Raw genomic sequence first — 11,913 nt, forward strand, 5'->3', positions numbered from 1 at the left:
GACGCCCACTCCTTAGTGGTGAGGTCGGCGGCCCCCTCCGGGCGGTCGCGGCACCGAGTCCCGTCGGCGACGCGCTTCAGAGGCCGCCGTCGGCTGACGACCCGGGCTCTTCCCGGGCGGAGTCGCTACACGGCTGCGCTCCGCGGCGGCGCTGCCACGGGGCGTGTGCGTAGCGTGACAGTAGCGAGCCGGTCCGCTCAGCGGAAGCCTCCGTCCAGAATCCGGGCAGGGGCCGGTACGGACTCCCTCCCTTTGTCCCGTTACACGCGGCGCCAGCCACACGGCGCGCACCACCCCCGCACACCGCGTGCACGCCCCGGTTCCCCCGCGGTGGCGCACGCCGTGGCACACACGAAGCGCGCGCCGACCTCGATCGGCGCGCGCGGTGTCGGGCGGTGTCGGGCGAACCCTGTGTACGGGGCGTCACCGCATCCGGGTGGCCCACTCCTGCACCTTGGCGATCCGCTGCCGCAGCTGCCCCGCCGTGGCCTCCGCGCTCGGCGGGCCGCCGCACACCCTCCGCAGTTCGGTGTGGATCACCCCGTGCGGCTTGCCGCTCTGGTGGACGTACGCGCCGACCATGGTGTTGAGCTGCTTGCGCAGTTCCAGCATCTCCTTGTGCGAGACCACCGGACGCCGGTCGGCGGGGAGTTCGAGGAGATCGGCCTCCTCGTCGGGCTTCTTGCGGCTGTGCGCGATCTGCCGGGCCTGCCGCTTCTGCAGCAGCATCTGCACCTGGTCGGGCTCCAGCAGTCCGGGGATGCCGAGGTAGTCCTGCTCCTCCGCGCTCCCCGGGTGGGCCTGCATCCCGAACTCGGCGCCGTCGTACAGCACCCGGTCGAAGACGGCCTCGGACTCCAGCGCCTCGAAGGAGAACTGCTCCTGCTCGCCGGTGTCCTCGTCCTGCTCCTTGTTCGCCTCGTCCATCTCCTTCTCGGACTCGGCGTACGGGTCCTCCTCGCCCTCCTTCTTGGGCTTGTCGAGGACGTGGTCGCGCTCGACCTCCATCTCGTTGGCGAAGCCGAGAAGGTCGGGGACGGTCGGGAGGAAGACGGAGGCGGTCTCGCCGCGCCGCCGGGAGCGGACGAATCGGCCCACGGCCTGCGCGAAGAACAAGGGGGTCGAGATCGTGGTCGCGTACACACCGACGGCGAGCCGTGGAACGTCGACGCCCTCGGACACCATCCGCACCGCGACCATCCACCGGTCGTCGCCGTGGCTGAACTCGTCGATGCGGTTCGAGGCGCCGGTGTCGTCGGACAGGACGAGGGTCGCCTTCGTCCCGGTGATCTCGCGGATCAGCTTGGCGTAGGCACGGGCGGAGTCCTGGTCGGAGGCGATGACGAGAGCACCGGCGTCCGGGATGCCCTTGCGCACCTCGGTCAGCCGCTGGTCGGCGGCGCGCAGCACGCTGGGCATCCACTCGCCGCGCGGGTCGAGGGCGGTGCGCCATGCCTGGCTGACGGCGTCCTTGGTCATCGGCTCCCCGAGCCGCGCCGCGATCTCGTCGCCCGCCTTCGTGCGCCACCGCATGTTGCCGCTGTAGGAGAGGAAGATGACGGGCCGCACGACCCCGTCGCCGAGGGCGGACCCGTACCCGTAGGTGTAGTCGGCGGAGGACCGCCGGATCCCGTCCTTCCCCTCCTCGTAGGTGACGAAGGGGATCGGGTTGGTGTCGGACCGGAAGGGCGTACCGGTGAGCGCGAGCCGCCGGGTGGCCGGCTCGAACGCCTCGAGACATGCCTCGCCCCAGGACTTGGAGTCACCGGCGTGGTGGATCTCGTCGAGGATGACGAGGGTCTTGCGCTGCTCGGAGCGGTTGCGGTGCAGCATCGGCCGGACGCCGACCCCGGCGTACGTCACGGCGACGCCCTGGTACTCCTTGCTGAGCGGGCCCGCGCTGTACTCGGGGTCCAGCTTGATCCCTATCCGCGCCGCCGCCTCCGCCCACTGCTTCTTCAGGTGCTCGGTCGGCGCGACCACGGTCACCTGCTGCACCACGTGATGGTGCAGCAGCCAGGACGCGAGGGTCAGCGCGAACGTCGTCTTGCCGGCGCCGGGCGTGGCGACGGCGAGGAAATCGCGCGGCTGCTCCTGGATGTACCTCTCCATCGCCCCCTGCTGCCAGGCGCGCAGCTTGCCCGCGGTGCCCCAGGGGGCGCGCCCGGGAAAGGCGGGTGAGAGGTGGTGCGAGGAGGAAGCGGTGGCGGCGGTGGTAGTCACGGTCTCCGTGGGGTGGTCGAGCGGCTCGGCTACGTATGACAACCGGGCCACCCTACCGGCGACCCGGATGTGTCACCGCGCGGACGACGCCGGGGCACCCGTGGATGCGACCCACCTCACAGCGTGCGCAGCCGGGCCGCGATCACCCCGAGCCCGCTCTCCTCGCCGGACGCCACGTCGATGACCAGGTCGTACGCCGCCGCCTGGTCGCAGCCGCCGAGGTCGACGCCGTTGACGGCGAGGAAGGTGGCGGCGGACAGCCAGGCCGTGCGCTTGTTGCCGTCGACGAAGGGGTGGTTGGCGGCGAGCGCGTGCAGCAGGGCCGCGGCCTGTTCGTAGAGGTCGGTGTAGGCGGCCACGCCGAGCATGCGGGCGCGCGGGCGGTGCACGGCGGAGACCAGTAGTCCCGGCTCCCGTGTCTCGGGGGCGGCGCCGCCGAAGGCGATCCGTGCGATGTCCGTGACCTCGGCGACGGTGAGGTGACGGGTCGGCCCCGCGGACACGGGGTCACCGGGGTCACCGGGGTGCATAGGACTCATTCGCCGAGCCTTCGCAGCAGTCCGGCGTGGTCCGCCGCGAGCCGGGTGGCGAGCGAGCGGACGTGCTCGCCCTCGTCGTGCAGATACCGGCGTACGGCGTCGACCGCGACCTCCTCGGGCAGTCGGTCCCGGGCGTCCGCGAGGTCGGCGAGGTCGCGAGCGAGACCGGGGGCGAGACGGAGCGGCAGTTCTTCCACGGCGTCACGGTAGAGCCACCCGACCGCCGCGGTCGACCGGTTCACGGTCGGCCGGCTCAGGTCGGCCGGCTCACGGTCGGCCGGCTCACGGTCGACCGGCTCACGGTCGGCCGGCTCACGGTCACCGTTCCCGCAGCCGGGTCGTCACCCAGGCGCCCGCCAGCGCCACCCCGGCCATCGGCAGGAACACGGCGGCGAAGGCGGCGGGGTGGGAGCCGGCCGCCGAGCCGGCCGTGTCCGTGACCGTGCCGCCGCCCAGGGAGGCGAAGGCCGCACCGCCCGCCGCGAGCAGGACGATGTTGGAGAGGGCGTCGGAGATCTGCAGCGAGGCGGAGTTCGCGCCGGCCTCCTCGGGTGCCGAGAGATGGAGCAGCAGCACGCTGGTCGAGGCGATCACCAGCCCCATCCCGAAGCAGCCGAACCCCCAGGCGACGGCGACGGTCCACACCGGCACGGCGTGCACCAGCACAGCGGGCACGGCGGCTATCGCGGCCGCGACCAGCACCATCCCGAAGAACATCAGCCGCTCCCGGTACGGCTCCACGCGCGGCCTCGACTGGACGTACGAACCCAGCGCCCAGGTCCCGCCGCCCGCCGCGAGCGAGAACCCGGCGAGCGTCGGCGACAGTCCGCGCTGGGTGACCAGCATGAGCGGCACGAAGGACTCGGCGGCGACGAAGGAGCCGGCCGCGACCCCGCGCAGCAGCACCACGGAGGGCAGACCGCGCGCGGCCCGGTAGGTACCGGCCGGGAGCAGCCGCAGGACGGCCGGGACGAGCAGCGCGGCCCCCGCCGCGCCGGGGACGAGCGACAGCCACCGCGGATCCTGGGCGGCGTACTGGAGCAACCCCGCGCCGAGGGCGACCGCGAGCGCCGAACGGATGCGGCGCCGGCCCGGGGGTACGAGGGCGGGGTCCGCCGTCCGTCCGCGGGTGCGCCGCCGTATCTGTGGCAGGGCCAGGGCGAGCGGGAGGACGACCAGAACCGGTGTGCCGACGAAGACCCAGCGCCAGCCGAGGTGTTCGGTGACGGCGCCCGCCGCGAGCGGTCCGACCACGGACGGCACCACCCAGGCCGCCGCGAAGCCCGCCATGATCGACGGCCGCAGCCGCTCCGGGTAGGCCTGCCCCACGACCACGTACAGCGCGACGATCACCAGGCCGCCGCCGAGCCCCTGCACCGCCCGCCCGAGCACGAACAGCCACATGCCGCCGGCCGTACCGGACAGGATCAGCCCCGCCGCGAAGGCCCCGATTCCCGCGGTCAGCGAGCCCAGGGGTCCGTCCCGGTCCGACCACTGGCCGGCCAGCACCATCCCGAACAGGCTCGTCGTGAAGTAGCCCGAGAACGCGAAGGCGTACAGCGCGACCCCGTCGAGCTCCCTGGCCGCCACCGGCATGGCCGTGCCGACCGCCGTCGCCTCGAACGCGATCAGCAGCACCACGGAGACGATCCCGACACTGAGCGCCCGGTACGGCCGGCTCAGCACCCCTTCCCCGGCCTGGGCCTCCGTCGACGGCCGGGCGGTTGCGGTGTCCCGTGGTTCCAGTGCGGTCATGGCCGTCAGCGTAAGGGGCACAACCCGCAATGGCTCCTGTCCGAAGACCGTGATCAGCTGGTTCTTTGGTCGTACGACCACCAGCGCGCGCCACCCGCGGGGCGTTTCGTGAACGGCGTGTGGCAGTCCCGTTGCGACGGTCCCGGACCTCTTGAGCCGCCCCCGCGACGGCGCCTACGGTCGACCCATCAGGTTCGGAACGAGTGAGCCGTGCCGCACCTGACACGGCCGTGTGCCCGAGTGGTTCAGGGACTCGCCTGCAAAGCGAGTTACGCGGGTTCGATTCCCGCCACGGCCTCCAGAGGTCCGCGGGCCCCGTCGCGGGGCAGGCGGACGGGGCTCGCGCGTGGTGGGTCCGCGTGGGCCCCGGTGCCGGTGGGCCGTCCTCCGGGCAGGGGCGGTCTCCGTGGGGGTGTCCCGGTCGGGGGCCGCCTCAGTGGGGCCCCAGGCCGCCGCTGCCGAACGAGCCGCTTCCGCCCTCGTCCCAGCGTCGCCGCTCCTGCGAGGCGCTCGGCCGGGACGAGTGGGCCAGCTCGTACGGGGTGAGGGCGTGCCCGCTCTTGTCCACCTTGGGGATCTCGGCGGACTCGCGGATCTCACGGACCTCGTGGACCGCGCCGCCCGGTGGCAGCTGCGGTTGCTCCTCGGGGCGCGGCAGCTGTTCGTGGGCTCGGATGCGGCAGCCCAGCCAGAGACTGCCGGCCAACAGCGTCACGAGGGCCACGGCGACCAGGAACAGCCCGAGGCTGAGCAGGCCGCTGGGCGCTGCCATCTGTATCGATGCGGATGCGGTAGTCATATCAGTCAAATACCCGCAAATGCCCTCACGAACCGGACGTCCCGGCGGGACGCGGCCCGTCTACGCGTACAGCGTGCCGCCCGCCTGGTCCTCGAATATCTCCGGCCAGTAGCGGCGGCCGTCGTCGCCGTCCAGTCTCGGGGCCGGGTCGCAGGCGACCGGGTCGACCGCGGCGAGGGTCTGGGCCATGGTCGCGGCGAGCTGCTCGTAGGAGTCGGTGAGGTCGTACGCGGCGTCGATCGACTTCTCGCGGTGCAGCAGCCAGAGGGTGAAGGCGAGCGTGGAGATGTCCGCGTTGAGCGGGCGCAGTGTGGCGTCCGGTTCGCTCCAGGCGAGGACCGCGCCCGTCGTGCCGTCCACGACGAGGCTGGTGTCCTCCATGAGATAGCCGAGGCGTATGAGCCGGTCCGCCGTCGCGGGCAGCTCCTCGGCGGTGAACTCCTCCGGACGCTCGTCCGCGTAGTACTCGGTGAGGGCCGGCAGCGGCACCTCCGTGTCCAGCTGGAAGAGCAGGCCGTCCTCCGGCAGACCCGTCCCGCGCAGGAAGCGGCGTGTCGGCTCGTGCACGAGCGCGGGCGGGAAGTCGACGTCCTCGAAGCGCATGATCGCGCCGGGACCGAACTCCTCGTCCAGCAGCCGCTGCGGCAGATCGAGCAGGAGCCCCTCGCCGGGGCCCGCGATCCGCGCGAGGGGGCGGATCAGCGCGGCCATCCGCCAGTACGCCGCCACCTCGCCGCCCGTGCCCGCCTCGAAGACCTCGGTCAGCGACTCGGAGACCTCCGTGACCGCCTTCGGGCCGAACCGGCCCCCGTGGGACGCGAACCGCTCCTGGGACACGGTCAGTTCCTCCGTCGCCGCCGCGAAACGCACCAGCGCCTCCAGGGACGGGGCCAGCGGAGCGAGGTCCATCAGGACGGGGTGGGCGGAGAGCTGAGTCGTGGCGACCTTCCCGGTCGACCCGTCCAGCACGATCGACTCCAGGTCCCGGTCGAAGGTCCGCAGCGCCCCGATGACCAGCTGGTCACGGAGCTCCTCGGCGAGCTTGTCGGCGTCCGAGGCCAGCTCCGTCACCCTGCGCAGACCGTGCTCTCGCAGGGTGCCGAATTCCAGCAGTGTGCCGTCGGACGGCAGTCCCGGACCCGTCAGCCGGCGCCGTGTGTCCGCGTGCGTGATGTACGGATCCAGCTCGCCCTCGGTCAGCGTGATCACGCCGACGACATCGGTGTCAGTCGTACTCATGGCTCCCCCGCGCATGTGAACGCTTGTGTGCTTCCCCCGGGGAACACCCCGCCGCCCAGCGGCTGTTCCCCACTGACCGAGAACCATACGCCGCCCCGCTGACAACGCCGGAAACATGCAGGCACACAGGGGGCACAGCCGGGAAACACGCCGGTTCAAGCCATCCCCGGCGGGGCCCGGCACCCGGCGCGGAGCCCCCGCCGCCATGTCCCAGGTACCGGAGATCGCCTCTCCTGGCACGCGCGCGATCGCCCGGACCCACGGCCCCGCCCCGGAAGGTGGAAGGTCAGGCCCGTGGAAGCCGGGCACTCAGGCCCGCGGCCGTCGCACTCAGGTGAAGTACACGCCGCCCAGCACGACCGCCAGGGCCGCCACGAAGAACAGCAGGACCCAGATCATCAGCTTGCCGACACTGGGCGGGGGTTCGTACCGCGGCAGGTCCCCGTCGCCGTCCCGCGGCTGCCGGGGCTCCTCCCCCGGAGGCCCTGACGTGGTCATGCGGTCGTCACCACCGCGGCCTGGGGACGGATCGGGAGCCGGTTGACCGGGCGCCCGGTCGCCGCCCGCACGGCGGACGCGACGGCGGCCGGGGACGTCACGACCGGCACCGCGCTGGCCGCCTTCGCGCCGAAGGGCGCGACGACGTCCCGCTCCTCGACGAGCTTGACGATGCGGATGTCGGGCGCGTCCAGGGCGGTCGGGAGGGCGTAGCCGGTCAGGTCCGGGTGGCGGACCAGGCCGCGCGCGGTGCGCAGGTTCTCGGTGAGCGCCGCGCCGACGCCCTGGGTGACACCGGCCTCGATCCGGGCCGTGAGCTGCGCCGGGTTGAGGATCCGGCCGACGTCCTGGGCGAGGGCGAGTTCGACGACCCGTACCGAGCCCAGCTCGATGTCCACGTCCACCACCGCGCGGATCGCGCAGAAGGCGAGGCCCACGAAGGCGTCGCCCTGTCCCGCGGCGTCCAGCGGCTCGGTCGGGTGCGGGCGGCACTGCGCGGTGGCCCACAGCTCCTTGCCGTCCATCGCCTCGGTGACGGTCGTGGAGAGCACACCGTCGTACGACGTGATCTTGCCGTCGGTGATCTGGAGCAGCTCCGTGGACATCCCGAACTTGTGCGCCAGGGGCTGCAGCAGCTGCGTACGGACCATCTTGGCCGCGCGTTCGACCGCTCCGCCCGACACCCAGGTGTGGCGGCCCCGGCAGCTCGGTCCGGCGGGCGGCTGGTCGGTGTCGACCGGTGCCACGTGCACCTCGTCGATGCCGAGCGTCTCCTGGACGATCTGCCGGGCCAGCGTGGTGAAGCCCTGACCGGTCTCGACGGCGGCGCACAGCACCGTGGCGACACCGTCGTGGACCTTGACCGTGGCCGTGGAGACCTCGTCCGTGCCCTCCGCGCCGAGCATGTGGACCATGCCGAGGCCGTAGCCGACGCCGCGGCGCACCGCGCCTGGCTCGCCCGCGCCCTCGGGGCCGCCCGGGAGCAGCCATTCGTCCTCGGGCGTGTCCTTGGGGAGCGCGGGGAGCGGGAAGTCCCGTACGGCCTGGAGGAGTTCCGCGACCGGCGCGGGGCAGGTCACCGTCTGGCCGGTCGGCAGCACGTCCCCGGTGGCCATCGCGTTGCGCAGGCGCAGCTCCGCCGGGTCGACGCCGAGTTTCTTCGCCAGCTTGTCCATCTGCGCCTCGTAGGCGGCGCAGACCTGCATGGCGCCCTCGCCGCGCACATGGCCGGAGGGCGGGTTGTTGGTGCGTACGGCCCAGCCCTCGATGAAGGCGTTCGGGACGACGTAGGGGCCGCAGGCGAAGGAGACCGCCGCGGCCAGGGACTCCGAGGACGTGTCGGCGTACGCGCCGGCGTCGAGCAGGATCTGCGCCTCGACCTTCACCAGCTTGCCGTCGCCGTCCGCGTGGTGGCGGTAGCGCAGCAGCGTGGGGTGGCGGTGGGCGTGGCCGAGGAAGGACTCCTCGCGCGTAGCGGTGAGTTTCACCGGGCAGCCGGTCTTCAGCGCCAGCAGTCCGAGCGGGAGCTGGAAGCCCTGGTCCTCGCGGTCCGCGGTGGCGCCGGGCACGCCGGTGACGACGACCTTCACGCGCTCGGGCTCCAGGCCGTAGCAGGCGGCGGCCGTGTCGCGGTCGGTGTGCGGGTCGGTGGAGGCGATGTAGAGCTCCACCCCGCCGTCGGGGCGGGGCACGGCGAGGCCGGCCTCCGCGCCGATCGGGGCCGGGTCCTGGCGGCCGATGCGGTACAGGCCCTCGACGACGACCTCGCCCGCCGCGTCGGGGTCGCCGTGGCGCAGCGGGATGTGCCGGATCAGGTTGCCGTCGGGGTGCAGCGGTTCGGCCTCGAATGCCTGCTCGGGGTCGGTGACCGGGTCGAGCACCTCGTACTCGACGATGACGGCTGCCGCGGCCATCCGCGCGGTGTCGGGGTGGTCGGCGGCGACGGCGGCGATGGGCTCGCCGTGGTGGCGTACGACCTCGGAGGCGAAGACGGGGCGGTCCGCCCTGCCGCGGCCGTGCAGGGCGGCGCCGGGCACGTCCTCGTGGGTGATGACCGCGCGGACGCCGGGCATCTCACGCGCGTGGCTGGTGTCGATCGACACGATGCGCGCGTGCGGGTGGGGCGACCTGAGGACGGCCGCCCAGAGCAGGCCCTCGGCCCACAGGTCGGCCGCGTACGGGAAGGTGCCCTCCGTCTTGGCGCGGGCCTCCGCGGCGGGCAACGACACGCCGAGGCCGTGCGGCAGCGGCTCCGGTCCGGTCTCGGTCACCGCGGCAGCCGCGGTCACGGTCTCGTTGCTCACGCCTGGCCTCCGTCCTGGCCGTACGGCTGCTCGTACGGCGCCTGGGCGTCGTACGCAGAGGGGTCCTCGTAGGCCGACGGGTTGACTCCGCCGGCGCCGGGGCCCGCCTGGTGCGGGATGCGTGGTTCGTCCGCGTCGGGCACGGACTCGGCGGCGGCCGCGCTGTGCGCCTCGCGTTCGGCGACGACCTCGCGCACGGCGTCCAGGACCCCCCGGTAGCCGGAGCAGCGGCACAGGTTGCCGCAGAGCGCCTGACGGGCCTCCAGTTCGGTGGGGTCGGGGTTGCCCTCCAGGAGGTCGTGCACGGTCATGGCCATGCCCGGTACGCAGAAACCGCACTGCACCGCACCGCACTTGGCCAGCGCGCGCTGCACGTCCGAGGGCCGGCCGTCGGCGGCCAGTCCCTCCACGGTGCGCACCTCGCTGCCCGCGGCGGTGACGCCGGGCACCAGGCAGGACGCCACCAGCCGTCCGTCCACCTGCACGTTGCAGGCGCCGCACTCGCCCTGCGAGCAGCCGTCCTTGGCGCCCGCGAGGCCGAGCCGCTCCCGCAGGACGTAGAGCAGCGACTCGCCGATCCAGGCGTCGGTCACCGGGCGGTCGGCGCCGTTGACGCGCAGGACGTACGAGGCGAGGGGGTGTTCGTTGTGCGCGGGCGGCGTGTCGGAGGGCTCGTCCGGGGCGTCGGGGCCGTCCTGGGGGGCGGCTTCGGCACCGGAGGCCGTGGGGTCGTCGTCGCCGGAGGCGGGGCCGGGCGGCCGGGCGGGGTCCGGTTCGTGGGCTTCGGAGCGGTCGCCGTCCCCGGACAAGGGGCCGGCGGCCGGTCCTGATGCCTCGTGAGCGCGCTCGGTGGCCTGCTGGGCGGCCCCGGCGCCCGGTTCGGCATGTGTCGGCCGCGAGGGCGCCACGGGGGCCTCAGCGGCCTCAGGAGCGGCCGTCGGCGGTGCGGCGGACCAGGGTTCCCCGATGGCCTCCGTCGTCGCCCAGGGCGCGGACGCGCCGCCGGGGAGCGTGGCGGGCGGGGTGCCGCCCCACTGCTCGACGAGCGCGGAAGTGGTGAACTCGCCCGATTCGTCCGGAAGATCACCTCCGGCGACCGGGATCGACCACTGCCCGGTGACGTCGTGCCCGGGTGTGCCGCCGGGGTGGTGACCGCCGGGGGCGCCCTCCCGGGCGGCCTCCCCGAAGTCCCACTGCCCGGTGGCGCCGGGGTGGTACGAGAACCCGTCGTGCGTGGTCCGGTGATGCCCGGTGTCCTGATGCCCGGTGTCCTGGTGCCCGGTGCTCCGCTCGGGCCATCGGGGCTCGGCAGGCGCGCCCCACGTGCCCGTGCCGCCCTGCTCCTGCACCGGGGGCGCCGTGGTGATCTCCGGGGGCACGTAGCCGTGTCCGGGCGCCGCGAGCGGGCTGTTGCTGTTGCGGTCGCGTTCCGCGAGGAGGGCTTCGATGCCTCCCTCCGGAAGCTTGACGAAGGCGGTGGCGCCGTCGTCGTAGTCGCCCTGCGGGAGGGGATCCCAGCGGCCCCTGCCCTGCGGAGCGCCCTCTTCGTGCTGGTCGTCGGTCACGACAGTGCCCTCCCCAGTGCTCGTCGGGCCAGCGCGGCGACGGTGCGGCGCAGATGCAGTACGGCGGGCGGAAGCGGTTGTACGGAGCCGTCCTCGGCCGGGACCGGGTCGGGAATGCAGGCGGCGGCGACGTACTCGCCGAACGCGGTGAGCGCCTCCGGGACGATCGCGCGGTTGTTGTCCCAGTCGATCAGCTGGGCGACCCATGCCTCCGCGTCCAGGGGCCGCAGAGGCATCGGCGCTATGGCCCCGACGGCGCACCGCACGCCGCGCCGGGCCGGGTCGAGGACCAGCGCCACGGACGCGATCGCCCGGCCGGGACCGGTGCGCCCCGTCGCCTTCAGGAAGACCTGCGGGGCGTGCAGCAGCGGGACGCGCACGTAGCCGATGAGCTCACCGCCGCGGAGCATCTCCATGCCCGCGAGCAGGTGCGACACCGGGATCTCCCGGCGGGACCCGCCCTGGCCCGCGATGACCAGCGTGGCCTCCAGGGCGGCCAGCACGGGCAGCGCGTCCCCGGTGGGGGCGGCCGAGGCGATGTTGCCGCCCAGGGTGCCCGCGTTGCGGATCTGCGGTGGCCCCGCGGCGCGCGCGGCGGCGGCCAGCGCGGGGATGAGGGCGGCGAAGTCGGGGCGCCCCATGCGGGCGTGGGTGAGGCCGGCGCCGAGCAGCGCGTGGCCGTCCTGGTACTGCCAGCCGCGGATCTCGCTGATCCGGCCGAGGCCGACGAGCGCGGCGGGCCGCAGTTGTCCGGAGTTGACCGCGGCCATGAGGTCGGTGCCGCCGGCCACCGGAACGGCGGTGGGCATGGCGGCCAGCGCCGCCACTGCCTCGTCCAGCGAGGCGGGCAGCGTCACGGCCTGCGCCGCCTGCGGTGCGTGCGTGGTCAAACCGGCTGCCCCTTCCCGCTGCCCCACCTGGTCCCACCTGTGTTGCGCGTACGGTACGTGCTGACAGGGCGGACGTGGCAACTCTGGCACATCTTCCCCGGC

Annotated in this window: 10 protein-coding genes and 1 tRNA gene; 1 reads left to right on the forward strand and 10 read right to left on the reverse strand. The window is 73.7% G+C overall.

Annotation, left to right across the window (positions count from 1 at the left end; translation table 11 throughout):
* Positions 1–423: 423 nt before the first annotated feature.
* From ACFVTC_RS10280 to ACFVTC_RS10295, 4 genes are all read right to left on the reverse strand, one after another.
* Positions 424–2,223, reverse strand: a complete 1,800-nt coding sequence (locus tag ACFVTC_RS10280; protein ID WP_390126213.1) for a DEAD/DEAH box helicase — start codon at positions 2,221–2,223, stop codon at positions 424–426.
* Positions 2,224–2,339: 116 nt separating this feature from the next.
* Positions 2,340–2,762, reverse strand: coding sequence for a type II toxin-antitoxin system death-on-curing family toxin (locus ACFVTC_RS10285; protein ID WP_390126039.1), 423 nt, complete (start codon positions 2,760–2,762; stop codon positions 2,340–2,342).
* Entirely contained in the window at positions 2,759–2,959 is a 201-nt protein-coding gene (locus ACFVTC_RS10290; protein ID WP_390126041.1) for a hypothetical protein, read from the reverse strand. Before ACFVTC_RS10290 ends, ACFVTC_RS10285 begins: the two co-directional genes overlap by 4 nt.
* Before the next feature lie 121 nt (positions 2,960–3,080).
* Positions 3,081–4,517 carry an MFS transporter gene (locus ACFVTC_RS10295; protein ID WP_390126044.1) on the reverse strand — a complete coding sequence of 479 codons (1,437 nt, stop codon included), beginning with the start codon at positions 4,515–4,517 and terminating at the stop codon, positions 3,081–3,083.
* A 226-nt stretch (positions 4,518–4,743) separates the two neighbouring features.
* Here ACFVTC_RS10295 and ACFVTC_RS10300 point away from each other — a divergent pair.
* Positions 4,744–4,818 (forward strand) — tRNA-Cys (locus tag ACFVTC_RS10300).
* Positions 4,819–4,950: 132 nt separating this feature from the next.
* On the opposite strand, the gene ACFVTC_RS10305 is transcribed toward ACFVTC_RS10300, so the two are convergent.
* The 6 genes from ACFVTC_RS10305 to ACFVTC_RS10330 all read right to left on the reverse strand — a co-directional run bounded on the left by ACFVTC_RS10305 (position 4,951) and on the right by ACFVTC_RS10330 (position 11,811).
* Entirely contained in the window at positions 4,951–5,316 is a 366-nt protein-coding gene (locus ACFVTC_RS10305) for a DUF6479 family protein (protein WP_390126046.1), read from the reverse strand.
* Positions 5,317–5,376: 60 nt separating this feature from the next.
* On the reverse strand, positions 5,377–6,555 hold the full coding sequence (locus ACFVTC_RS10310; RefSeq protein WP_390126047.1) for an SUKH-4 family immunity protein: 1,179 nt from the start codon (positions 6,553–6,555) through the stop codon (positions 5,377–5,379).
* Positions 6,556–6,885: 330 nt separating this feature from the next.
* Complete coding sequence (locus ACFVTC_RS10315; RefSeq protein ID WP_390126049.1) at positions 6,886–7,053, reverse strand: hypothetical protein; 168 nt, start codon at positions 7,051–7,053, stop codon at positions 6,886–6,888.
* Complete coding sequence (locus ACFVTC_RS10320) at positions 7,050–9,356, reverse strand: xanthine dehydrogenase family protein molybdopterin-binding subunit (RefSeq protein ID WP_390126051.1); 2,307 nt, start codon at positions 9,354–9,356, stop codon at positions 7,050–7,052. Before ACFVTC_RS10320 ends, ACFVTC_RS10315 begins: the two co-directional genes overlap by 4 nt.
* Positions 9,353–10,921 (reverse strand): 2Fe-2S iron-sulfur cluster-binding protein, encoded by a 1,569-nt coding sequence (locus ACFVTC_RS10325; protein WP_390126053.1) that lies wholly within the window; start codon positions 10,919–10,921, stop codon positions 9,353–9,355. The genes ACFVTC_RS10320 and ACFVTC_RS10325 overlap by 4 nt, the downstream gene beginning before the upstream one ends.
* Positions 10,918–11,811 (reverse strand): FAD binding domain-containing protein, encoded by an 894-nt coding sequence (locus tag ACFVTC_RS10330; protein ID WP_390126055.1) that lies wholly within the window; start codon positions 11,809–11,811, stop codon positions 10,918–10,920. Before ACFVTC_RS10330 ends, ACFVTC_RS10325 begins: the two co-directional genes overlap by 4 nt.
* Positions 11,812–11,913: the final 102 nt, after the last annotated feature.

It is taken from the genome of Streptomyces sp. NPDC057950 (assembly GCF_042887295.1).
Taxonomy (GTDB): Bacteria; Actinomycetota; Actinomycetes; order Streptomycetales; family Streptomycetaceae; genus Streptomyces; species Streptomyces kaempferi.